Source organism: Pseudobutyrivibrio xylanivorans, from assembly GCF_008935055.1.
In the GTDB taxonomy this organism is placed as follows: domain Bacteria; phylum Bacillota; class Clostridia; order Lachnospirales; family Lachnospiraceae; genus Pseudobutyrivibrio; species Pseudobutyrivibrio xylanivorans_A.
In genome coordinates this window covers 2195925-2221121 of the sequence record NZ_CP043028.1, presented here as the reverse complement: position 1 = coordinate 2221121, position 25197 = coordinate 2195925, and the positions used below count along the sequence as shown (strand labels likewise).

The window sequence follows — 25197 nt, the reverse complement described above, 5'->3', positions numbered from 1 at the left end:
TCTATAATTTAGCGTACCATTCTTCAATGGTTCGATTGAATTCATCCTTGAAGCCATTAGCATCAAGCTCTCCACTGGCATATCTGTAATAGCTATAGCAGAAGCCTCCTTCTGAGTTTCCAATGCCTTCAGGAAGCTGCATCCAATGCCAATTAGAGGTCTTTCCCGCTGCTATGTAATCTGATATGGTCTGCGCAAAAGGATCCGATGCCACATACTTGCAATCGGTAAATGGACTTACGCAACCTGCAGACTCTACCAAAATCTTCTGTCCAGCATCCTCAGAGCACCACTCCAAAAATGCAACTGCTGCCTCCACATTTCCTTCTTTGAATACTCCCCACCATGAAGGTGCGGCGGTAAGGATTGTATCCATTCCATCCTCGAAAGCGTATGGAACCATTCCCACCTTAAAGCTTCCTGCTGCAGCATAAGCATCTGATGAGGTAAGGGATGCGCCAATCCATGAACCCTGCGTGATAAAAGCATATTTTCCTGCTGCAAAATCTGCAACCTGATCATCATATATACCTGCTGTTAAAAGTTCAGGATCTGAATACTGATTAAACAAACCAATCATCTGTGCAAAATCAGCAAATCTGGTATCATCCACCTTCTTATCATTTGCAATCATATCGATGTAGGTAGTATCATCCCGGGCGAGTCCTGAATCAATATATACTCCAGTAAGATGATTTCCTGCTGACCAGCCAAGATTTACTGGTTCTGCGGAATATCCAACTACTGCTTTTAGACCTAATTCATCTTTTTTTGCAGCTACCGCTTCAAAAGCCGAGCGCATAGCAGACGGTCCTGTTATTGATGCTGGGTCCACACCGCATTTTTCCAAAATATCTGCATTATATGCTAGACCAATCGCTTCCGTTGTATACGGGAATCCAATTGTTCCGTATGTACTATCAACATAAGCAGCCTCTGTTCGCTTTGCCCAGTCCTGGTCGCTCATATCTACAAGAAGCCCTTCCCAGTTAGAGAAGCCAGACGCTTCGCAGGCAATGATATCTGGCATCTGGTCTGAAAGATAATAGCCCTTCAAGGTTGCCTGAGCATCTACACCTGCAGGCACATTCATTATCTTCACCTCAACACCGGTCTCAGCTTGATAAGCCTTCGCCAAGGTCTCCATCTGTTCGTTTATCTCACTTTTGATGTTTAAAAGAGTGATGGTACCACCTGCCGCCTCCTCTTCCTCTGTAACTTCTGCCACCTGGCTACTGCAGCCTGTAAAAAGCATTCCCCCTGTAATTACAAGGCAAAGCATCCATCTGCTTAAATTTTTCATATCCCTCTCCTCCTGCTTAATTGCATGGCATAAATATACATAGTTTAGTATACGAGGCAAAAATTAAAAAACTGTGAATTATGTATCAACAAATTGTTTCGCTATATAAATCAAAACCACCGGCTTAGCCGGTGGTTTGTTCTAGCCCTATAAGGGCTTGTTACCGGCACTGGAGTCTAAAGACTCATCGAAAGGTTCGCCAGCCGCAACATCATTTACCTACCGAGCCCCTTGGGCTCTACTTATCTGTTTTTGACTACTGGCTCACCCGTGAACGGGTCAATATACTCTTTGAGTGTCATTTGATCGTACTCTAAGTCTTCTTTTAATTGATTCCTTATGTACTCTTCAATTTTCTTTGCATTCTTGCCTACCGTATCTACATAATATCCTCGGCACCAAAAATGTCTATTTCCATACTTGTACTTTAAATTTGCATGTTTCTCGAATATCATAAGTGTACTTTTACCTTTAAGATATCCTACAAAACTCGATACACTCATGCTAGGTGGTATTCTAACTAACATATGTACATGATCTGGGCATATTTCTGCTTCAATTATCTCTACACCTTTTCTTTTACATAAAGTACTGAGAATATTTGCTATATCAGCCTTTAGCTGACCATAAGCAACCTTTCTTCTGTACTTTGGTGCAAAAACTATGTGATACTTACACTCCCACTTTGTGTGTGATAAACTATTCATGTCCATTGGGGACTGCCTCCTTTGCTTTTTACTTGGCTGACGAACCATAGTAATTCTAGCATTGGAGGTATTTTTCTGTAAGCTGAAGCAACATCCCACCACCTGCATAGCAGGTGGATTTTATCTTTTTTCAAAATCGTCACTCCAATAAAATGTCCAACTTAATGATTTGAAAAAAGAGGGCCTTGCCCTACATTAAAGCCCCACGACAATGCATTTGCATTGCCGCAGGGCTCTATCAATGAAGGGGTAGTAAACTTATTTTAATAAGCTGCGAAATCAGCCTCTTCGATTATGAATTTTTCTTCCTTCAACATATCTCTTTCAGCTCTTGAGATAGTGTAGAAAATCTTTCCTGTAGCCTTATCTGTAATCTTGAAAACAACTCTTCCAGATACGCTTGGAGAATACCAGGCAATACCTTCATCCTGCCAACCGTTGGCCATGTACTGGTTTCTAAGCTCTATATTTGTGGTGTAGATATGTCCGCCCTTACCAGTGATATCGAAAAGACGATATACTGGCTTGTCGCCTTCTGAGCGAACCTGCCATGCAATACCCTCATCTGTCCATCCCTTAGTTGTCTCATTCTTGAGGATTGCATCTCGTTCTGCCTTCACCATAGTATAGAAATGATCACCAGTTAAAGTATTATAAAGTCGGTAAACTGGTACTGTCTTCAGCTCTTGCTTTTCAGTTGTTCCTGTAGTCTTTGCAGAAACGTCCTCATTAACAATTGCATAAGTTGAGAATCCGCTTGCATATAAGAACAAATACTTTGTAATCTTATCTAAGAAGAAGGTTCCGTCACTGTATGTTGCAGAATCAGTATTCTTCGCCGCTAATTTCTCTAACTTCTCAGCTTCACTTCCATGATAACGAAGGATAGAAAGGCCATTGACAATTACATCCTCAAGTGGAATAGCAATCTGAAGTACCTTATCGTTTGTACCACCGATATCCTCTGACTTTGAACTTGCTGCAACAACATTTCCAAGGTCGTCCCTTACGGTAGTGTTCTTGAACAGATTCAAATTGAGAAGCTTATCAATTCTCTGACCTGGATCGAGAAGCTCTTTAATCTTCTCTACCGCTTCCTTTTCTGCAGCTGTTTTCTCTGTGTTGTTCTCAACCTCAAGCTTAACCTCCACATCAGTATTTCCTGTTGCAGCTGCCTTGTCTTCAGCACTAAGGATATCACCAAGACCTTCTACTGCAACCTTTGGTGCATCACCCTTAACCTCAACCACTGATGATAGATTTCCTGCGAGAACAACAAACTCTGCACTTTCAGAACTTCCATTAATAACTGAAAGCATCTTAGTCTCTGTGAATTTCTCATCTTGTGTGCAGCAAACTACATTGTAGATACCATCTGGCAATCCCTCGAAATTAGCCTCTAATGCTGTAGCTCCGAGAGCCCCTAGATTCTTTGATGCTATAGTATCGTTACCTCTATCAACTCTTACAATAACTATACGCGTATCAGTAGTAGCTTCACGACTTACAGTAACAAAAATCCTACCTTCATCTGGCATTTCGCCCTTGTCACTGTGGAAGGTTGATGTACTCTCGTTTGCCTTAGTTTCTCCATTGGCGAGTATCATGTAAGATGAAAACTCATAGTCTGTGTCTGCATCAAGACCACTAATTAAAGCTGTGAAAATTCCACTAGACAACCATGTAGCTGGTACTGTTGTCCAGGTAGACTCTCCCGCCTTGCGATACTTGAAGCCCACCTCACTGATTAGTGTACTATTTGCATACTTTGCAGGTGTTACTGTTCCTGTAAGGACAACGCTTGATGTGCTAATATCTGAAACCTGAGCTTTTGACAGCTCAAAATTAGCCTCTTCAGCGTCTACAATTATTTCTCGTGCAGGGCTTGGCTTCTCAGATAAATTCTCCTTGTATCTAATCTGGTATTTTCCAGGTGCAAGTTCTGTAAGTGGATTTTCTTCGACTGGTATCCAGGTTTCTCCACCATCGGCTGAATATTCCATAGCTGTTGTTACACCTGAGATTTCACCATTGTTCATACCTGGCTCTGCCGCCTTGGCGGTAAGCACCTCTGAAGGTGGGTCAGTTGGTGTAGTTTTTTCAATGATTGTCAGTTTTCCCTGAGTATACGAATCATATACATAGTTTTCATTTTTAACTGTGCAAAGATCTACCTTGATTGGTACTTCTGTACCTGTTGGTGTAGTTTCATCTGCTTCACAGACAAAAGTTACATCAAAAACAGAAGCTGGTGTGTCATCACCAACAAGACCTTCTACATCGTACTCAAAGGTTGGATTTGGTGTACCCGGTGCTCGTGAAGCATCCTTTATCTTAATCTTGAACGGCTTCTTTGGTACTGTGATTTCTACATCAACTTCACAGCCAATGTAATTATCGCCATCTGGTACAAACTTAGCTTTATATGCGTGGGTTCCTGCAGTTGGTACTGTACTTTCATCAGTCTCCCAGATGTAATGTCCACTAACTACAGTGTCACCACATTTTATGGTTCCTGAAATTGTAGCCTCTGAAAGAGCCTGACCATAGGTAATGCCTGATGCGGTGATTGTTCCTGCTGGAGCCACATTGGCCTGTATTCGGACAGATACTGATTCACTAGGATTTGTATCCGCATCACCTTTATACCTGATATCATACATACCAGATGCAAGGCCTGTAAGTGGATTTGTTGTAACCAATGTCCAAGTTTTACCACCATCTGCTGAATATTCCATAGCTGTGGTAACACCGCTGATTTGACCGTTGTTTTCACCACCAGTTGTATTTGTAACTGTAAATGCACTTGCTGATGGTGAGGCTGGTGCTGGAGCTTTTGTTCCAACTGTAACAGTTGCCGTCTTACTTGCAAAGGTTGTATCTGTTGCCTTTGTTCTAACAGCATATGTTCCAGCTCCAACTGATGTAGAGTCATTTATGCAATCAACCCAGCTTGTGGCACCATCTTTCTTATACTCTAAAGCAACTGTCGTATTTTTAATCTTACCATCAGTTGCTTCGGCACTTGATGTCTTTTCTACCTCAAGATCAGTAGGAGCAGCTGGTCTGCCAGGAAGCTTAACTGCCTGCCATTCACTTGCCTGAGTTTCATCAGTTGCTTTCCTTCTGACATATATTACTCTTTCATTCTCGTCGTCCCTATCAATTATGCAAGAAATATCAAGTTCAGCTACACCTTCAGTAGCTGTACTACTTGTAGCAAATTCAAAATCACCATAAGGTGTCACCTTCTCGGTAGCATAACCAATTCCTGTAGCATCTCTAGCCTGATCACCTGTAATTGTGCCGCCTGATTTCTTAACAACCGCTGATGTTGCTGCGCTTGGTACCTCAACGTCACTTGTTGGATTACCTGTGCCACCTACATTTGCTTTCTGAATTGCTTTTACAGTGATTGCCTTTCCTACATCTGCTGCTGTAACTGTATATGTAGCTTCTGTTGCTCCTTTGATTGCAACATCATCCGCATACCACTGATAAGTCAAATACGATGCTGAACATTCAGCTGTCAGTTCATCTCCTACAACTGGAGCTTCCGAAATAGCACTTGTACCTTTTTTGATAGTTACTGTTGTGCTGTCGGTTAAGGTGACAAAGTTTATGAGCTTCAAATAACCAGTATCGTCATCTTTACTAACAGCATACTTTGCATCATCTGACTTGAAGTAGCTTGCATCACTTATATCACTTGTAAAGACTCCTGGATTTCTCATTTTAATACCAATATTTGAGCCTTCAGTTAAGCCTGATGCTGAAAGAGTAGCACCATCTGTAAGAAAAACATTTCTATTATCTCGATTATTTGTAATAACACATTGACCAGCAAGTGTTAAAGTACACTCCGGTTTAATTACAACCACGCCTCTAGTATAGTCATCGTTTTTATTTGAATAAGTTAAATTTTCATTACTGTAATTATCAATGATTTGTACATTTTTAAGGTTAATGCTACCTTTATTACCGTATATTCCACCATTGCCAGTATATGATGAACCAGAGGTATTATATTTTATAACAACGTTTTCAAGTGTTGCGGTACCATTTTGATCCACATACAATGCTGCACCAGAAGAGGACTTATTTCCGATTATTGCTCCACCTGTCATATTGAGTGTACGTGAGCCAGATGCGCTACTACTGATATAGATGCCATGCCCATCATTTCCAATAATTGTTCCTGCTTCAATATTTACCGTACCAACTTCTATGACGATGGCGTTTCCACCACCAGTAATATATCCTCCATTAAATTCTTGATAAGAATATCTAGCAGCATCATCAACAACTGCTTGGCTGGCATAATTTCTCTGCGTATATTTATGTTCTCTAGTAGTGTCACTATCCTTTATTGTTAGAGCTCCGCCATTTATTCCAATGACCTTTTTTTCTGTTCCCGTTGTTCCTCGTATAAATCCATGACCATTCAAATCAAGCGTCTTCGTTTCTGAAATTGTTACAGGGGCCGATGTAGTAACATCCTTGACAAGCTTTAAAGTAGTACCAGCTGTCCAATTAGTCAACGCTTGCTCTATGGTAGTATAACCATTAGTTCCTACCATAGCCACAAAATTAGCTGGATCTATATAAGGGAAAATCAAGTTCTTATAATCATATGTTGTTCCTGTAGCGTTTGGAGTTAAAGATTTCTTCGAAGAAGACGTAGTCCAACCCTGTCCATCAACAGCATTTACTACTGTTCCTTCTACAGCCTTTGTACGTCCATAAATTTTGATGTCAGAAACATCTGCTCCAATAGAAAGTTTCTTTCCACTTCCTTTTAAATTAACACCATTCTTTGCATCCCAATCATAACCATTATCCGAATGGTCACCAATTTTTGCCTTTACTGTACCACCTATAGTTACATTTCCTGTTGACCATATACCATCGGCATTACGACTTCCGGATGATGAATCTGCTGAAATCACGACATCACTTGTACCATTAATTAATACATCACCATCACTATAGATTCCATAGCCATATGTTCCAGCAACATCAGCAAGTGCTTTAACTTTAGCATTAGTGATAGTCACATTCTTTCCTTTTATAGCTGCCGATTCTTGACCATCCCCCATTGTTGTAGAATCTGATTTAACTTCAATAGTACAATCTGTAATAGTAATATCACCACCGCTATAGATTGAATAACAACTAATGTTACAATCTGGTCCTTCAGCAATCAGTTTGCCCGTACCACTGAAATTTATACCCGCATTGGAATATATAATTGTACCTATATCTGCTGAAGCACCATAGTTTAACTTTATTGTAGTTGTATCAGTAAGTTTAATATTTAAAGGCTTTGAACCACCATAGTATATGTACCCTGAATATGAACCTGATACATGTCCATTGGTTTGATAACCACTACCATAATTAGGATGATTATAAAGAAAGCCATTTAATTCAAGTGTATTTGTGTCAGGTGTATAAACCCAGGCTGATAATGTCTTAGGCCCAGAAAGCTTCTCAGATGTAACCTGTATATCTCCAATCCACAAGTCATATGTCACAGCATCCGTAACCTTAATCACATACTCCACACCATCAAGCTTAACCTTCAAGCTCTCCTCTGATGTGAACGCCTGCTTTGCAGTTACCATCCAAGCGTCCCCCTGCTTCTCTACTGCAAAAAGCTCAGGATTGCTAGACTCTACTGCTTCTACATTACCAGAAAGTCCCACTGTGCTAAGGATATCAGCAAGAGCTACAGTTGTGTCACCATCCATTACATACTGTAAATCATTGTAGGTGAACTCTACTGTGTAATAAGAGAAGCCATCAGTTGTAGCCTCAACTGTTGTAGCGCCAACCTCTGTTGACTCAAGCTCCTCAGCTTCAAGTGTGCCCACTTCACCCTTTACATGATATACATCTGTTTCGAGGTTTGTGTTTGCAACCTCTTCCAATGAGAAGGAAACCTTCACTTCACCATTTGAGGTGTCAGGCTCGATTTCATTACCGTCCTTATCAAGAACTTTTATGTCAAATGTGTAGGATTCTACTACATTCTTGTCATCAGCACGAGCTTCCTCAACAGCAGCCTCAACTGCCTGCTCCTCAGATGCACTTACCTTTGCGACTGAAAGAGTTGCTCCCTCTGGGAATACACCTTCTGCTGCCTTTACAGAAACGCGAACACCATCAACAACCTTTGACTGATCAAAGGCTGGTTTTGAATCCGTATTTACGATATTAACTGTGATAGTAGGAAGGGATGTGTCAATCAGATATTCTGTGGTAAATACAGGAATAAATACATAGCTTCCCTCTGTGTTGAAATCGTACTTGTTGCCATCCTCAGTACGCCATACAACATTTTCAAGAGTAATCTCTTTAAGGGTTGTATGCTTCTCAACAACTATCTCATATTCATCCTCTGATTTTGGCACTGCCACATCAAATACACCTGCCACTGGAGACTCGGCAGCTTCAACCACCGCGTCTGCCTCAGCTGCCTGTGCAACTATAGCTGGGAAAAGCACATCAATTAAACCTGTATCTACAGGTTCTGTCTCAGACTCACTTTCCTCTACAGGAGCTGGTGCTTCCTCTGATACTGGCTCTGCTTCAGGAATATCAGTAGCTTCCTCTGTTGTCTGTACTGCCTCTGGCTCTGACTCTGTAGAAGCCTCTGCATCATCTTCTGAAGCTTCTGTCTTTGACTCAGCCTCAAACTTCTCTTCCTCAGTCTGAGCTTCTTCAGCATCCTGTTTTTCTTCTACAGGAGCTGACATATCCTCAGACTCTTCAGGCTTTTCTATCTTCTGCTTCGACTGTACCTCTTCTACAATCTCCACTGTAGCCTTTAAAGTATCTGGGAACTGTACATCCTCAAGACTTGCTCCAACGGGCAAAGTCTGAGTTGCCACTTCCTCATCCAGAGGGTTGAATCCAATGATTCTTGTCTGATCTGCATCAGTAGCATTCGCTATCAGCGTGAAATTCATGCTACTAACCACCATCAGCAAGGACATCAGAACGGCCCCTACTCTGTGCACGTATTTTCTCTCCATAGTGCCTCCTTTTCATATTCGTCTCCACATCCGCTCCAAAATAAAAACCTGCTAACAAAAATCAAGCATGAATTTCAAATATACTTTTTAAATAATTAATTGCATCACAATAAGGCTGGCGGTAGACCAGCCTTTAACTATATTTTTCTATTTATACACTTCACTTACTCTTGCATAATATATCCTTAAAAACTTGTTTAAACCTGCTATTTTTGCATGTTTCTTTGTTTTACCTTCAGCTTCCTTTTTCAGGATGTAATTGTATACAGCATTATCCTCTGGTTCAGGGTGACTCTTCAACACTCGCATAACTTCATACCCTACTTTTCGTAGCGTTGATGAACCTCTTTTCGTTATGCGCCGGTTTGAACCTACAAATTGTCCTGATTCATATGGAGGAGGATCTATTCCCGCAACAGCAATAAGTGCTTTTGCGCTATGAAGTTTTCTTATATCTCCAATTTCAGCAATCAACTTAGGTGCCAATACATCACCAACCCCACCCATTGCTCTAACAGTAGAATATTCAGGTAAACTCTTAGCAAGTTCCTTCATTCGTGTTAGAATTGTATTGAGGGTATCATCAATTGCTCTCAACACAGATATAGCTTCTTGTACTAACATTTTTGTAGATGGAGTACTTGAAGATAACGTAGGAATACCATTAGATGCCAATTCATATATTTCTTCAGCTTTTGATTGGCTCTTTTGGTATTTCTTTTCTTTAGCCCACTCACAATAGGCCACCACAAAATCATCACGACTCATTCCGATAATCAGGTCATAATGCCAGAAGCGTTCTACAAAATCACTAAGTTTATCTTTATTATTCTTTTCATCCCAACTATTAAATTTAGTTTTTAAGCCTGGCATTGTGTAATCTAACATATGAGTTAATTCTTGAAGCGCTTTAATGTGTAGTTCCATATAGAATCTGTAACGTCTCCCAAGCAACTTAAGCTCAGCATATATAGCCTCATCTTTGTCATAGTTTTGAAGCTTATACCATTTTTCAATACCATAGTTTGCTATGACAATTGAGTCCAATTTGTCTGTTTTAGCGCCACGAATGCTGTTATCTTTAGCATATTTTCTCATGGCATATGGATTTATTACCGACACAAAATACCCACGCTCAAGAAAAAAAGTTAGCAATGGCAAATGGTATACACCTGTGGCTTCCATAACCAATCTTACTTCGCCATCCAGCTTCCTTAACATCTTCTCAAGTTCGCTGAGCTCACTTTCTGTATGCTGTACTTCAAACGGTTTTAATACAATTTCTCCGTATGGCTTCATAACGCATACAGTACTTTTACCTTTAGAAACATCAACACCTACGCTTATCATTCTAAACCTCCCTCTACATAAAATTTAGTAATTGTTCCAACCGCACTTATTACCATTCAGTTTAGTTGGTTACGCGGGTGTCGCTCCCTACCTGCCTAATCGAATGCTTATAATAAGGGGTTGGTTAACGGTTTTTATTGCGGATGATTAATCCAAAAAGCCCCACGTCAGACCAATTACTCCCCTTATTATAAAAAAATAAGTGCAGAAGTTAGAGTTAATTACTCTCTAACTACTACACTTTTATGGTACTAAAAGCTCACAGAAACAAACCTAATAAATTAGGCTTGCTCCTGTGAGCTCATTGCAATCATTACCCGTATTATAAACCAGGACTCTAGCCTCTGGTCTGGTCTGGTCTGGTCTGGTCTGGTCTGGTCTGGTCTGGTCTGGTCTGGTCTGGTCTGGTCTGGTCTGGTCTGGTCTGGTCTGGTCTGGTCTGGTCTGGTCTGACAAGTTTGCTTTATCTGTGCCATACTGTCAACCCTTTTCTAAAACTTTTTTACGAAGTTACTATGCCATAGTACCTTAAATTCTTTTCCATTCTGTGAACATAATGTTATATTTGCCCTATAAACCTCATGTGAATAGTTTTACAAATAACAAAATAGCCCACCTGACAAAAAATCAGGTGAGCTTCTCGTTTATTCCTTTACACCACCAAGTGCAACACCGGCGATAATAAATTTAGAAAGGAAGAGATATGCAATTATGATTGGCACAATAGCCACTGTAATCATCATGTAAATCTTGCCCATATCAAAGTTCATGTAATCAGCACCACGAAGAGTAGCAATCAGAATTGGCACTGTTGACTTTTCCTTTGACTGAAGCACAAGGGCTGGAACGAAGTAGTTATTCCATGAACCTACGAAGGTGAAGATTGCCTGAACAGCAACCGCTGGCTTCATAATTGGGAAGATGATTCTGTTGAAGGTAATAAACTCACCACAACCGTCAATTCTTGCAGCCTCAACAAGTGAAAGCTGAAGGTTTGACTGAAGGTAGCTGTACATGAAATAGAATACAGCCGGACTTGCAATAGCTGGCAAGATAAGTGGAATCAAAGTATCATATAATCCCATATTTGTAACAAGACGAAGGAAACCAAGCGCGGTAACCTGTGTAGGCATTACAAGGATAATCATGATAAATGTGAAAGCCACCTTCTTGAGCTTGAAATCATATACATAAAGTCCATAAGCTGTAAGAGCTGAGAAATATGTACAGATTGCAGCACACAAGCTGGATACGATGATACTGTTTACGATTCCTCTTCTCATTGGGAATGTACCATCATTTGCAACGTTCTTAAAGTTTGTAACAAAATTGCTCTTTGGCAATGCTGAGAAGCCCTTCTGGAGCTCAGCATGTGAGCAGGTCGAATTAATAATCAAAATATAGAAGAAGAATAAACACATAAACGCAAGAACGATTAATACAAAATGTGCAATGAAGCTTCTTGCTATACCACTAAAATCTTTTCTTGCCATTTACTTCACCTTCCTCTTTTCTGCTTTCTGTAATTTCTTAATTCTCTTCTCCTCATCATCATTGTTAATCATCTTATAAACAACGAGGCAAAGAATACCACTGACGATGAACAGATAAACTGACAATGCACCTGCACGTCCATAATCTGGTGCACGAAGCAAGTTGTTCAGCCACATGATAAGTGTGTAGCTTGTACGGTTTGGATTTCCCTGGCCGTTTGTCAAAATCTGTGGTACGTCGAACATCTGTAAACCACCAATAAGTGATGTGATAAGTGAGTATGTTAGGATTGGCTTAATAAGTGGCAAAGTGATGTGGAAGAATGACTGTCTAGGGGTACAGCCATCGATTGAAGCAGCCTCGAAAATGTCAGGGCTGATTCCCATGATTGCCGCCATAAGCATAATTGTTGTGTTACCAAACCACATAAGGAAATTCATCAATGCAATGAGAAGTCGTGTTCCAAGTGGGGTTCCCATGAAATCAATTGGACCACTTACAATACCAATACTCTGAAGGATATTGTTTACTGGACCTGAAGTTGAAAACAGGGTGAAGAACAGCATTGCGAAAGCTGATGCCATAATTAGATTTGGTAAATATATCACCACCTTGAAGAACTGTTCACAACGGATTTTAAGTCGAACATCTACAAACCATGAGGCAAGTAAAAGTGCGATAACAATCTGTGGAATAAATCCAATAATCCAAAGGATGAAGGTGTTTCCCATGTACTGGAAGAAGTCCTTACCCATTACATTGATATAGTTATCAAATCCCACGAAATTAGGTCCTACGATACGAAGACCTGAGCGGTAGTATTCAAAAAAGCTATACCTGATCGTGTCCAAAAGTGGTATCAATGAAAAAATGAAATAAGTCACGAAGAATGGAAGTATAAAGAAATAGCCATACTTTGCGCGGCTTATACTCTTTGATTTTTTCATAATTTTATCTCCTTAATACACTGATTACAGACTAAAGTCCACTGGTTACGGCTACAAGCCTGATGATTTCTCTGCTCGACTACATGTCTCGCTTGAGAAATATCAGAGCTTGCTGCCTACCAGTTCACTTAAGCCTGATATTCTACCAGTTTGTCTATTATCTTAACTACGTTATTACTCAGGCCAGTTCACAGCTGTGATATCTGGATATCTCTCCATGATAGCCTTTTCGAAGTTAGCCTTAGCTGTGTCGTAGTCAACCTGACCCTGGAAGTAGTCACCAAATGAGCTCTGGATAAGCTCTACGCAACCCTGATCATATGGTGAAAGTGTTGTCATAGAAATTGAAGCAGCTGCTGGCTGGAAGTACTTGAATGGGTTCTCACCACCAAGGAACTCCGCTGAGAATGTCTCATCCTCTGCAATCTCCTTCATGCCTGACTGTGTGTTTGTGAAATCAAGATAATCCTTTGTAATCTTCATAAGGTTATCCTTGTTTGCTGTTACAGCAAGGATGATTTCCTTAACGTGCTCTGGGTTATCTGTACCAGCGCAACCGTGAACGAAAGAACCACCCCAGTTGAATGCCTGAGGACCATCTGTTACAGCCCAAGCGCCTGCTTCGCCATCCCAGTTTGGATTAAGGACGAAATCGATACCCCATGCTGGAAGTAAGAAACCAAATACCTTTGACTCTGAACCCATTGACTTGTTCCAGTCATCTGTCCACTGACCCTTGATGTTCTTGTCAAGAAGACCAGCATCGAGCCATTCCTTAGAATCGTTAATCCAGTTGATGATCTGTGGATCTACGTTAATCTCTGTTGAACCTTCCTCAACCCATGGCTTTGAAATGCTGTTGCCATAAGCACGGAATGTATCTGCATAACCTGCAAGTGTGTAGTAACCCTTTGCCTTAAGCTCCTCGCCTGATGCCTTCATTGTTGCCCAATCAGCAACCTTTGCGTGAATCTCATCTGGATCATCTGTTCCAAATGCATCCTGTGCAATATCACGACGATAAACGAAAAGACATGGGCAAGCCTGCCATGTAGAGCCTCTCTGTACGCCATTAGCGTCAGAAGCTACTGTCTTTGTGAAATCATACTGATCAGCTAAATCTGTAGCTGGGTCAATACCAAGGTCTGTAAGTGGAATTGCTACATCAGCTGCTGCATCAGTATACTTAACAACATAATCTGTCTCTGAAAGGAACATATCAACCTTGTCATCATCAGCTGCTGAACCCTGGTTCAAAAGTGCCTCGTCAAGCTTTGACTGATATACACCATCCTGGTTAGGGTTTACTGTCCAATGAATCTCTGTGCCGTCTGTAAGGTATGTGATTGTACCATCATCTGATGTGTGATCAACCTTGTCATAAACAGCCTCAACTCTTGTTCTAAACTCGTCGTTCCAGCAATAGATGTTGATAACCTTTCCTTCCTCGCCTTCTGCTACGTAAGCGCTGCTCTCCGCAGAAGCTGCGCTGTCTGAAGATGAGTTTGCTGCGTCTCCCCCGCAAGCTGTAAGTCCTGCTACCATAGAAAGGGCAAGCATGAGACTAACTACTCTCTTTTTCATTACCTTTTTCCTCCTTAAGAAATCTAACATTTTCGAGATATATTTATATCTCCCTTAAACGTTTACTATATTAATATTTCAGGGTTTTTCTCTATATCAAATTCGTTGCTAAAATAACAAAATCGTGCTATTCTTTTATCAATTTAACTCCGCTGGTTACGGCTACAAGCCTTTATGGCTGTTACGCTTACAAGCCTGAGAGTCTCTTTCTAGATGTAAGCTAAAGCTTACTAGACCACAAAAGTTGATTGCTAAAGCAATCATCCTTTTGGGATCATATTTCGGCTAAATGCCTCATCCAGAGACCTCAGAGCTTGCAGCCTACCAGCTCATTTAGATTTATAGAGGTACCATAATGAACAGATTAAAGAATTACGCGATTGACGAAGACGACGAGATTGTCCACAGACACCAGAATGCTGAGCTGTTGTTTTATCAGCAGGTTGCGAAGGGGGATGTTGATGCAATCAGGGAGAACTGCGAGAAGCATGAGTTTTTGAATCAGGCGGGTGTTGGACAACTGTCCAAGGATCCACTGCAGAACCTGAAATATCATTTTGTTGTTTCGGTGGCAATTATCTCCCGTCTTTGTGTTGATAATGGAATGGAAATGGAAAAGTCTTATCGACTTTCAGATTATTATATCCAGAGTCTGGATGATATTAATACTATAGAAAAGATGGAGCAGCTCCATGACCGCATGGTCACAGACTACACTGGAAAAATGAAAATCATTCGCCAGAACGCAGGTCTTTCAAGACCAATGACTGAATGTATGAATTACATCTATTCTCATTTGAAGGAACGCATCACTGTAAAGGACCTGGCGGAATATACCAGCAACTCAGCCAGCTACATTTCAAGACTTTTCAAGGATGAGCTTGGCGTTTCTACCAGTGACTACATCAGAACAGCAAAACTTGAAGCCTCAAAAAATCTTCTTCGCTACAGTGATTATTCATTAGTAGAGATTGCGAATTATTTTTCGTTTACTTCACAGAGTCATTTCTGTCAGTTGTTCCAGAAAGAAACTGGGCTGACACCAAAAAAGTACCGCGAGAAATTCTACGGTACTCATTGGAAAGGGACTGAAAAAGACATTATGAACTTTGAATCCTAAGCTCCGCTGGTTACGGCTACAAGCCTTTTGCCTGTTACGCTTACAAGCCTGATAATTTCTCCGCTCGACTACATGTCTCGCTTGAGAAATATCAGAGCTTGATAGCTACAGTCAAGGCTTGATGCCTACCAGCTCATCTAAAATTCTACGTTTATTTCGTTACTATCATCTAAAGTTTCAATTATTTCTCTTGCGATTACGACGCGCGCGCCATCGAGTGCGATTTCTTTGCCGTTTAGTGTTGCATTCTTTATAGAATACTCTCCCACCTCGGAATTTGATGAATTCGTAAATACGATAGTAAAGCGCTTGCCTGCGAAGTTGAGGGCGATGCTTGCTTTGCCTTCCTCATCGAACTGCTCTTTCATAAGAGCTGGTTCAATCACAAGATTTCCCGCTTCACCCTTCACACCAAACACCTCAGTAATCATAGTGAGCAAATACCAAGATGCAGCGCCAGTAAGGTATGGATATTTGCCACGGCCCTTTGCATCGAAGTACTCAGGAATTCCTGGATACATGTGGCTGACATTGAAGTTCATTGAAGCATCAGATAATGCCTTAAGTGCCTTATGGCCTTCCTTCGCAAAACCTCTATGATACAATGCGTTGGCATACATTACAGCCATGTGTGAGAATACCGCACCATTTTCCTTTTCGCCGTAGGCAAATCCAAACATTCTTCCAAAGTCCATCTTGACCTCGTTGAAGTTAGTGTTAAGTCTGTATCCACCGATGGCCTCTTTGTAAAGATATCTGTCGGCAGCCTCTGCGATGCTCTTAACCTGTTCATCTGTTGCAACATTTCCCATGATTGCAAATACCTGGCCAGTAAGCATCATGCGTGTCTTTGCATCATCTGCATCGAAGCACTCAACTCTGCGGCAGCTGTCATCGTAATAGCTGTTGAACCAGCCCTGATTCTTCTCGCCTGAAATCCACTCCTGAGAATTCAAATGGTTTGTGAACCAATCTGACATCTCCATAAGCTTTGTAACAAGTGTTGAAACTGGAATTGCTGTCTGCTTTCCTGAAATGTTTCCTTCAACAAGCTTGCAATATTTTTCAAGAAGCTCCTTCTTCTGGCTTACTGAATCGTAAAGCTGTACGTATGAATCCAAAAGTGTGTTAAGTTCTGAAGCAATGGAAATAGTGTCGATTCCAAGGCTCACTGAGAACTGCTTAATGAGCATTGAAAGCTCCTTGAGGCTTCCTGCGTATGCATAAGAAAATGCTACCGACTCACCATTTTTTGAAGCCATATCAAGAGCATCATTCCAATCAGCTCCGCGAAGCCTAAGTGTGTTGTGCTCGCCCACCTCGTAAAAAGCACAAAGGTTTTGAACAAGTAAATGCTCAATGATTGAGCCCTTGTAAACCTCACCATCCTCAGCATACTGATAATTACCCTTTGTCTCAAAGCTCTTGTCCACAAGATTTCCTCTGTGAACGATTGAATCCTTGAAATATGGAACCTTTTCCTTCAGGATTTCATAATCGCCTGACTGATGGATGTAAAGGAGAAGTGTCTTCAGTGGCCAATAAGCGTGATCCATCCAAACTCTCGCAATGCCATTTCTATCAGCGATGAAGTTGCCTAGGCCATCGCCAATGATTGTTGCGTTGGTTCCATCCATGCGGACACCACCGAAGTTTGCAACAAGCATCTTTCTTACATCATCTGGCTCCATGAAAAGAAGTGCCAGACAATCCTGCCAAAGGTCTCTCCAACCTCTGCCGCCTCTTCCGTAATCATGATATGGAAGGAATGAACATCCGTAAACTCTACGAAGGAATGGCTGGAATGCAACCCATTCCATGAATTCGTCGAACTCTTTATTTCCTGTATGGACATCAACATTTACCTTGTTTGTCCAATACTTCTTTGTATTTTCAAGTTCAGCATCAACTGCTGATTTAGTGCTAAGTCTTTCAGCAACAGCCTTAATTTCTGCTTCATCGTCTGTAACACCGATTAAAACTGTGTAGGAAACGCTCTCACCTGGTGCCAAATTCGTCTTTGCGAATTTTAATCCGCCAACTGCCTCAACACCGTCAAACTTCTCTCCAGCAGAAACTCCCTTTTCCTGTCTGTAAACGCTTCTTGGCTTTGAGAAGCTTCCTCCCTCGCCGATGAATGACTCGACTGTTGGGAAGAATGATTCTGGCTTGCCGCCATTTTCATCGAAACCCAAAACAAAATATGTATTATTGTTAAGTCTGTGTCCCTTTTCGTCAAAAGACATAGTTGGCTTAACAAGAACGCCCTCTTCTATAGTAGAAATTCGATGGAGCATCGATGTGACATTACGATGGTCGCGAAGGTTATCCGCAGAACGTCCAAAAACTGGAATTGCTGCGATAGGGGCAACAACCTTTGCTTCAGCTGAAATGTTTTTAATGGTCACCGACATGACTTCAGCGTTCAAGTCTACCGGCACAAAGGAGGTGATTTCAGCCATTACACCATACTGGTTAGAGGTTCTTGTAGCTGTATGCCACATGAATCCTGCGGACACAAGACTCTCATCCTGCTCCATTGTGAATTTCTTACTCTCCTGCTCTGCAGAAGTGCCAACAGCTGACCATACATCACCGTTGTCCATGTACAGCCAGAAGTTACGGCCATTTTTATTGTTGTGGAGATTTTCTACACTGACTGGCTCCAAAAGGAAGGTCTCCTGATTGACCATAGCATCGCCACCCAAATTAGGTGTAACCGAGCACTTCAATCCCTTCTCTGAAGCAACTGGGAAATATAGATAGCTTGTATCCTCAGCCTTGCTGATTCTAAAGCTTCCTTTATCATCTAAAAATTCGTATTTACCTGAAGTTATATTCTTATACATTGAAATTCCCTTTCTGATTTGAATTAGGTTTTCTCTAGGTTGAATATATTATAGACCCAGTGTATGATTTTTGGTTATCATATTCGTTTCAAAAAAGTCATATTCATATACTCATAACAAAAAATACACATTTTTATTATAATGAGTTGTGATATACTACTTCTATGAGGAAGGTACTAGTGAATATTATTTGGTTTTAATAACAAAGGGGGTTATTATGCTAAAAGATTATACAAAGATTCCTGCACCACTTAATTCTGAGGTTGCGCTGAAAATTATTCCTGGTCACTTTGCAACCAACCATTCCCATATCACAAACTATATGGAAATCGGCACAATGAAAACCCGTTGCAACGAGGCTCAGGGCGTGGCACAGCTTCTTGCTATGCACTACTCAGTTCAGACTCCTGTTGACACAATCGTATGTGCCGACGACATGGAGGTTATCGGAACCTTCTTAGCTCAGGAGCTGACAAAAGCTGGTGTAGCAAATTACAATCAGCACAAAACAATCTACGTTACTTCACCAGAGCTTACCTCCACAGGTCAGAGCATCTTCCGCGATAACATGCAGATGGCTGTTCGCGACAAGCACGTGCTTTTGCTCTTCGGTTCTCTCACCACTGGACGAACAGTTGCGAGCTTGGCTGAATGCGTAAAATATTATGGTGCTGAAATTAGTGGCGCCTGCGCTATCTTCTCTGCAGTCCGCAATGTTGCAGGCATCGATATTATCTCCGTATTCAAAGAAGATGATATTCCTAACTACCAGTCGTATCCACTTCACGACTGCCCACTGTGTAAACAGGGCGTAAAGATTGACGCCATCGTAAATTCATTTGGATATTCAGAATTGCGATAATAATAGAAACCAGGAGCCCCAGTTAATAGTAACTGGGGCTCCTATTTTGTAGTTTACTTCTCTATTCAGATTTTTTCTTTGTTGGTAGTAATCATACTACTGTTTTTACTTTCTTAACTGTGAACATAACCACAGAAAGTAAAATTATTCGTGTTTTTACTTTCCCAAATTTCAATAACTACACAGGCAGTAAAATCAATTCTATTTTTACTCTCTCAATTGTGAACATCATAGCAGATAGTAAAATAGTCTCCATTTTTACTTTCCATTAGGCAGCATATAATATAGGTAGTAAAAAGCCAACTTATTTTACTGTCTATACGCAAAGATATAACACAGGCAGTACATCAAAGTTTTCAATATCTCGTGTTTGCTATAAGATGTTTTTAATTCATGAAAAATGAATACACAGCCTCGGATAATTCATCCAAATGTCCCTCGAAGCAATGATCGGCTCCATGAATTGGAACAAGCTTTGCATTTTTATATAGCTTTTCAGCCTTCTCAGCGTACGAGAATGGAACTGTTGCATCCTCATCCCCATGGATAATCAAAACTTCTCCGTCATATCTCTCAATTTCATCCTCAACATGAATAGTCTGAGCCACGCGGATATAATCTCCATTCAGGCCCCAGCCCCAATCCTCAGAAAAAATCCTATCTGGAATATGCTTAGCATCAAAAGTTGTGCCTAAAACCATTCCCTCTCTACATATTTCTGGAATCATCCATGCTGGTGACATAGGAATTATGGCTTTAAAATCATCAGCGCACATTCCGCCCACAAGCATTGTAAGCAAACCGCCCTGAGAGTGACCACATAAATACAAATCCGTAACAAAGTCCAGTGACTTAGCATACTCTACAACAGAAAGAGCATTTGTCACCCACTTATACAATGTGTGCTTTTCAAATTCTCCTTCACTCTGTCCATGACCATACATTTCAACACGAAGTACAGACACATTTGCCTTAAGCATTGCATCCTTAACCAAAATAATATGCTCTTCCTCCATGTGCCCCGTAAACCCATGTATCAAAATGCAAAGCGGCCCCTTACCAGCACCTTCTGGCCTATCCAGCTTTGCGTGTAATTTAATCCCATCACTGTTAATAAAAAATTCTTCCATATTAGCTTCTCCCTTTTTTCACAATTTGGTTTTCTATTCTTCGCCCATTCTTGCAAACAGCATCCTGAACTCTTCCTCTCTTGATTTTGTCAGGGAAATTCTGATGTTCTTAATCTCCATTCCATCCTGTGCAAAATAAAGCTTTAGGAAGAATGTCATGGCACAACCAATAAGTGGTACCTCAATTGTCTGCCAATCCTTATCCTCTCCGGTAAGAGTAACCATCTTCAGAAGATCCTTATCCTTGAAGATGCTAAGCGGAATCTGAGCAAGGTCGCTGAGGTTTTGGCCTGCACGTACTGTCAGCTCCAGCTTGTAATCTCCTCTCTCCTTGAATGAAACCGAAATAATATTGTTGCTGTTTCGAGAAGTCTTGATTTCGGCCAAATCAACTTCCGCAACTCCATCTTCGTCTATACGAAGATCAATAATCTTATCAAACTCAAGCTCATCATCGTCAGCTTCCTCTGCAAGCTGAAGGTCAAGCTCATTTCCTTTTTCAATGAGGCGTGCAAACACTGGCTTTCCCATGATGAACTGGCAGATATTTCTTGCACAAGTCTGAAGCTCTGCTCTTGAAAGTGTTCCTGCGGCAAGCTCCTCCTCAAGATTATCCTTGTTTGTATTATCAATTGCAGAGCTTGTAACCATGTAAATGTCGTTCTGCGCGCGGACAATTGATGCCATATCAGCGTTGTTGCCCTTGTAAGAACGGCCACCCTTAGCCCACCAGTCAGTCATTACGATGCCCTTGAAGCCCCACTCATTTCTGAGAATTCTAGTAACCAAATCGTAGCTTGATGATGTGTAGTAGCCATTTACAGAACCATAAGTTGTCATAACTGCATGAGCGCCTGCTTCCTTAACCGTGATTTCAAAGCCCTTGAGATAAATCTCACGGATAGCACGCTCTGAAGCAACATGCTCAACTGTGTGACGTCCTGTTTCCTGTGTGTTAAGTGCAAAATGCTTGATTGTACCTGTAACTCCGTATTTGTGCATTCCCTTAAGCTGTGCAGCTGCATTCTTTCCAGTCACAAGTGGGTCCTCACTGAAATACTCAAAGTTACGTCCGTTAAGAGGGTTTCTGTGAATATTCATACCAGGTCCAAGAAGCACATCTACCTTATTCTTACGAAGCTCAAGACCTTCCCAGTTATAAAGCTCCTCAGTAAGATCAAGATTCCATGCACAAGCAAGGCAGGTTCCATTTGGCATTGCAAAGGCTCTCTTGCCTGAATCCATACGAATTCCTGAAGGTCCATCTGTACAGCATGACACTGGAATACCCTTCTCTAGAAGTGAATCTGTCACACCGCCATAAGCGCCACCACAACCAGGTGTAACCTTAGGTGAGCTCATGCCCTCACCTCTTACGATGCAGCAAAGATCCTCGTCCGAAAGTTGTGCTATAAAATCATCCATAGATGCTTTGCCAGCATCAACGTCAGCAAGCTTGATTCCCTTGTCGCCAGTCTGTTTGATTTCAGGCTTGAGTGCCTCAACGCGAAGCTCGTTAGAATCAACTGTTGAAACAGGTGCCTTTTCATAAGAAACTTCAAACTCTCCTGCACCATTTACGATTGGCTTCATGCGCTCAAATTCTACAACAGGTGCCATAGCCTCTGAGAGCTGCTCTACAACCTCAAGCTCCTCCTGCTCAAAGCTAGCCACAAGTGTAGCTTCTCTAACATTCTCACCAATATAGAAGCTGTACTCACCCTCAAGGAGCACGTATGCGCTCTTGTGTCCTGTAACACCGCTATCATCATAGCTTGAAATCTGGTAATTCGTAATTACGATACTAAGAGTCTCCTGCTCTCCTGGCTGAAGCTCCTTTGTCTTTGCAAATCCAACAAGCTCACGAGCAGGATTTCCAAGAGCCCCCTGTGGCTTTGAAACATAAACCTGAACAACCTGCTGTCCTTTAACCGAGCCAGTGTTTGTAACTTGAACCTCAAACTCTGTTTCCTCAACACCATAATAGAAGGCAGTAGGAACTATGCTAAATGAAGTATAAGACAATCCGAAGCCAAATGGATAGAGAACCTTATCCTTTGCAAAAGTCTCGAAATATCTGTAGCCAACATAGATATCCTCCTGCTGGATGTTGTACTTATTTCCACCGAAATTGGCTGTAGAAGAATAATCCTCAATGTCACGGGCAACTGTATCTGTAAGACGTCCAGAAGGATTTACATCACCTGAAAGCACATCAACTGCTCCAAGGCCACCTTCCTGACCACCCTGCCAAATATAAAGTACGGCTGATGGATTGTATTTCTCAACCCATTTCATATCGATAATGTTACCAACGTTAAGAAGAACAACCACCTTCTCAAAAGCAGCTGTAACATTCTTAAGCATCTCGTGCTCATCATCTGTAAGAAGGTAGCTTCCTTGAGAGTTGCTATTATCCTGATCCTCTCCTGCTGTACGGCCAATGAGAACAACAGCCACATCAGAAGAGTCTGCTGCCTGCTTTGCAAGCTCAGAGGTCACTGGCATTTCCTTTTGGAACCAAGGCTCTGAAGCCCAGCCTATGCCTGCATCAAATGGATTATCCTTAATCCACTCATCATATATAGCCTTAAGCTCCTCATCAAGAGTGAACCTTTCATCAGCCTCAAGTGCCTCACGCACACCGATGACATACTTGGCATTTACCATTCCACCAGAGCCTGTGCCACTCTTGTAATAATTGAACTGGCTTCGACCAAAAAGCGCGATTTTTGAACCCGCTTCAAGTGGCAATACACCATCATCATTCTTTAGTAATACTATTCCCTCAGCAACTGCGCGTCGGGCAACTGCTGCAAATTTCTCAACATCAAATATCTTTGAACTCATAAAAATATATTCCTCCATAGAGATTTCATTATAATCAATTATAGTGAAAAAAAGTGAGTATTTATATCAAATACCCACTTTTTTTATCATATTCACTTAAACAAATGACTTAATTTATTCAAATGTCACAGCTTACTCTACAGAGTTGATAAGAGCAAAGATTTCCTCTTTAATCTGAGCGTTAACCTCAAGAGCCTTCTCTCTGCTGTTCTGATTTGAGTAGAAGTAGAACTTAATCTTTGGCTCTGTACCTGATGGTCTGATTGCAAACCAAGAACCATTCTGAAGGAAGATTCTGATTGCATTCTGAGCTGGAATATCGTCATAGCCATTGATGTAATCGATGACCTTATCTACCTTTGAACCAGCAACCTCTGTTGGAATATTCTCACGGAACCACTTCATCATACGCTGGATGCGCTGTGCACCTGGAATTCCCTCAAGAATAATGTTTGGCTCATCCTCTGCAAAGAAGCCATACTTAGCATAAATCTCCTGAAGAACATCCCAAAGAGTCTTGCCCTGCTTGCGATAGTATGCAGCTGCCTCGGCAACCATCATACCTGCTGAGATACCGTCCTTATCACGGATATCCTCACAAATTGCATAGCCAACTGACTCTTCATAGCCAAATAAATACGTATATCCGTTATCGTGAAGATAAGGGATTTTTCCACAAATATTCTTGAAACCTGTAAGAGTTTCAAACATTTCCACACCATAAGCCTTAGCCATGATTGTTGAAAGTGTAGATGTAACGATAGACTTAACCATAGCTCCCTTTGCAGGAAGTGTACCAGCATCCTTGTGCCCCTCGAGAACATAGTTTACAAGAAGATATCCTGTCTGGTTTCCGTTAAGAGGTACATAGTTTCCCTCGCTATCGCGAATTTCGATTGCAAAACGATCTGCATCTGGGTCTGTAGCCATAAGAAGCTCTGCGCCAAACTTGCGACCATACTCCTCAGAAAGCTTGAATGCCTTTGGATCCTCTGGGTTTGGATAACCAACTGTTGTGAAATCTGGGTCTGGATTCTCCTGCTCTGGAACGATTGTCCAGTTCGAGAAGCCTCTGTCGTTAAGCATCTGACGGAATGGAATAGAACCGCAGCCGTTAAGTGGTGTATATACAAGTGGAATTGTAAGATCAAGCTCGTCGCCCTCATGAATTGCAAGAGACTCAATCTTGTTAAGATACTGTCTGTCGTACTCCTCTCCAAGAACAATAATCTTGCCAGACTTAACGCCCTCTTCGAAATCAGACTTCTTAACGCCTGTCCACATATCAACTGCATTGATGCACTCTGTCATGCCATCTGCGATTTCAGAAGAAACCTGACATCCATCATCCCAATAAGCCTTGTAACCATTGTACTCCTTTGGGTTGTGGCTGGCCGTAATATTGATACCAGAAACTGTACCAAGACGGCGAATCATAAATGCAAGCTCTGGTGTAGGGCGAAGATCTGGGAAGCAATAAACCTTGATTCCGTTTGCCGCAAAAATACCAGCTGCAAGCTGTGAGAATTCCTTTGAGAAATGACGTGGGTCATGTGCAATAACAACACCCTTCTCGCAGGCCTCCTTGCCCTTTGAAACGATGAAATCAGCAACACCCTGTGTAGCCTTGCCAACTGTAAAGAAGTTCATGCGATTTGTTCCAGCGCCAACCTTACCACGAAGACCTGCTGTACCAAATGCCAAATCCTGATAAAATCTATCCTCAATATCCTTATCGTCATCCTTTATAGAAAGTAGCTCTGCCTTGAGAGGATCATTATCCTCCAGCTTCTCTAGCCATTCGTTATATCTTGCTTTGTAGTCCATATTATTTATTCCTCCTCTGATTTCCTGTAAACATTAATTAATACTTACAATAGAAAATAGCACTAGGTGTAATCACACCTAATGCTATTCTAACATACTATTAAATTGTTTTCATCTAGCCCTTTTGTTGTTAT

The 25197-nt window shown here is 41.4% G+C and carries 14 protein-coding genes; 2 read left to right on the top strand and 12 right to left on the bottom strand.

Annotation, left to right across the window (positions count from 1 at the left end):
* Position 1 precedes the first annotated feature (1 nt).
* The 8 genes from FXF36_RS10030 to FXF36_RS09995 all read right to left on the bottom strand — a co-directional run bounded on the left by FXF36_RS10030 (position 2) and on the right by FXF36_RS09995 (position 14425).
* Positions 2 to 1303, bottom strand: a complete 1302-nt coding sequence (locus FXF36_RS10030) for an ABC transporter substrate-binding protein (RefSeq protein WP_151623713.1) — start codon at positions 1301 to 1303, stop codon at positions 2 to 4.
* A 242-nt stretch (positions 1304 to 1545) separates the two neighbouring features.
* Positions 1546 to 2016, bottom strand: a complete 471-nt coding sequence (tnpA, locus tag FXF36_RS10025; protein ID WP_151622340.1) for an IS200/IS605 family transposase — start codon at positions 2014 to 2016, stop codon at positions 1546 to 1548.
* Positions 2017 to 2273: 257 nt separating this feature from the next.
* Positions 2274 to 9050: an MBG domain-containing protein gene (locus tag FXF36_RS10020; protein ID WP_151623710.1), complete on the bottom strand. Its 6777-nt coding sequence runs from the start codon at positions 9048 to 9050 to the stop codon at positions 2274 to 2276.
* Positions 9051 to 9197: 147 nt separating this feature from the next.
* Positions 9198 to 10400 carry an IS110 family RNA-guided transposase gene (locus FXF36_RS10015; protein WP_151622368.1) on the bottom strand — a complete coding sequence of 401 codons (1203 nt, stop codon included), beginning with the start codon at positions 10398 to 10400 and terminating at the stop codon, positions 9198 to 9200.
* Positions 10401 to 10681: 281 nt separating this feature from the next.
* Entirely contained in the window at positions 10682 to 10876 is a 195-nt protein-coding gene (locus tag FXF36_RS10010) for a hypothetical protein (RefSeq protein WP_151623708.1), read from the bottom strand.
* 168 nt (positions 10877 to 11044) lie between these two features.
* Positions 11045 to 11893, bottom strand: a complete 849-nt coding sequence (locus FXF36_RS10005; RefSeq protein WP_151623706.1) for a carbohydrate ABC transporter permease — start codon at positions 11891 to 11893, stop codon at positions 11045 to 11047.
* The gene (locus FXF36_RS10000) at positions 11894 to 12844 is read right to left on the bottom strand and encodes a carbohydrate ABC transporter permease (RefSeq protein WP_151623704.1); all 951 of its coding nucleotides are present in this window, start codon (positions 12842 to 12844) and stop codon (positions 11894 to 11896) included.
* Between the two features lie 171 nt (positions 12845 to 13015).
* Entirely contained in the window at positions 13016 to 14425 is a 1410-nt protein-coding gene (locus tag FXF36_RS09995; RefSeq protein WP_151623702.1) for a carbohydrate ABC transporter substrate-binding protein, read from the bottom strand.
* Between the two features lie 355 nt (positions 14426 to 14780).
* On the opposite strand from FXF36_RS09995, the gene FXF36_RS09990 reads away from it, so the two are divergent.
* Positions 14781 to 15545 carry a helix-turn-helix domain-containing protein gene (locus FXF36_RS09990; RefSeq protein ID WP_151623700.1) on the top strand — a complete coding sequence of 255 codons (765 nt, stop codon included), beginning with the start codon at positions 14781 to 14783 and terminating at the stop codon, positions 15543 to 15545.
* Positions 15546 to 15682: 137 nt separating this feature from the next.
* On the opposite strand, the gene FXF36_RS09985 is transcribed toward FXF36_RS09990, so the two are convergent.
* A complete protein-coding gene (locus tag FXF36_RS09985) occupies positions 15683 to 18394 on the bottom strand; it encodes a GH36-type glycosyl hydrolase domain-containing protein (protein ID WP_151623698.1) in 2712 nt (903 codons plus the stop codon).
* A 217-nt stretch (positions 18395 to 18611) separates the two neighbouring features.
* Between FXF36_RS09985 and FXF36_RS09980 the strand changes: the two genes are divergently transcribed.
* Complete coding sequence (locus FXF36_RS09980; RefSeq protein ID WP_151623697.1) at positions 18612 to 19256, top strand: type I phosphoribosyltransferase; 645 nt, start codon at positions 18612 to 18614, stop codon at positions 19254 to 19256.
* Positions 19257 to 19642: 386 nt separating this feature from the next.
* Here the strand turns inward: FXF36_RS09980 and FXF36_RS09975 are convergent, their stop codons facing one another.
* The 3 genes from FXF36_RS09975 to FXF36_RS09965 all read right to left on the bottom strand — a co-directional run bounded on the left by FXF36_RS09975 (position 19643) and on the right by FXF36_RS09965 (position 25063).
* Complete coding sequence (locus tag FXF36_RS09975; protein WP_151623695.1) at positions 19643 to 20386, bottom strand: alpha/beta hydrolase family protein; 744 nt, start codon at positions 20384 to 20386, stop codon at positions 19643 to 19645.
* 33 nt (positions 20387 to 20419) lie between these two features.
* Positions 20420 to 23236, bottom strand: a complete 2817-nt coding sequence (locus tag FXF36_RS09970; protein ID WP_151623693.1) for a glycoside hydrolase family 3 protein — start codon at positions 23234 to 23236, stop codon at positions 20420 to 20422.
* Positions 23237 to 23368: 132 nt separating this feature from the next.
* Positions 23369 to 25063: a phospho-sugar mutase gene (locus FXF36_RS09965; RefSeq protein WP_151623691.1), complete on the bottom strand. Its 1695-nt coding sequence runs from the start codon at positions 25061 to 25063 to the stop codon at positions 23369 to 23371.
* Positions 25064 to 25197 lie beyond the last annotated feature (134 nt).

Bases quoted from the DNA above. Each gene is read 5' to 3' on its own strand.
- FXF36_RS10030 (WP_151623713.1), bottom strand. From the start codon at position 1,303: ATGAAAAATTTAAGCAGATGGATGCTTTGCCTTGTAATTACAGGGGGA.
- tnpA (WP_151622340.1), bottom strand. From the start codon at position 2,016: ATGGACATGAATAGTTTATCACACACAAAGTGGGAGTGTAAGTATCAC.
- FXF36_RS10020 (WP_151623710.1), bottom strand. From the start codon at position 9,050: ATGGAGAGAAAATACGTGCACAGAGTAGGGGCCGTTCTGATGTCCTTG.
- FXF36_RS10015 (WP_151622368.1), bottom strand. From the start codon at position 10,400: ATGATAAGCGTAGGTGTTGATGTTTCTAAAGGTAAAAGTACTGTATGC.
- FXF36_RS10010 (WP_151623708.1), bottom strand. From the start codon at position 10,876: ATGGCACAGATAAAGCAAACTTGTCAGACCAGACCAGACCAGACCAGA.
- FXF36_RS10005 (WP_151623706.1), bottom strand. From the start codon at position 11,893: ATGGCAAGAAAAGATTTTAGTGGTATAGCAAGAAGCTTCATTGCACAT.
- FXF36_RS09995 (WP_151623702.1), bottom strand. From the start codon at position 14,425: ATGAAAAAGAGAGTAGTTAGTCTCATGCTTGCCCTTTCTATGGTAGCA.
- FXF36_RS09990 (WP_151623700.1), top strand. From the start codon at position 14,781: ATGAACAGATTAAAGAATTACGCGATTGACGAAGACGACGAGATTGTC.
- FXF36_RS09985 (WP_151623698.1), bottom strand. From the start codon at position 18,394: ATGTATAAGAATATAACTTCAGGTAAATACGAATTTTTAGATGATAAA.
- FXF36_RS09980 (WP_151623697.1), top strand. From the start codon at position 18,612: ATGCTAAAAGATTATACAAAGATTCCTGCACCACTTAATTCTGAGGTT.
- FXF36_RS09975 (WP_151623695.1), bottom strand. From the start codon at position 20,386: ATGGAAGAATTTTTTATTAACAGTGATGGGATTAAATTACACGCAAAG.
- FXF36_RS09970 (WP_151623693.1), bottom strand. From the start codon at position 23,236: ATGAGTTCAAAGATATTTGATGTTGAGAAATTTGCAGCAGTTGCCCGA.
- FXF36_RS09965 (WP_151623691.1), bottom strand. From the start codon at position 25,063: ATGGACTACAAAGCAAGATATAACGAATGGCTAGAGAAGCTGGAGGAT.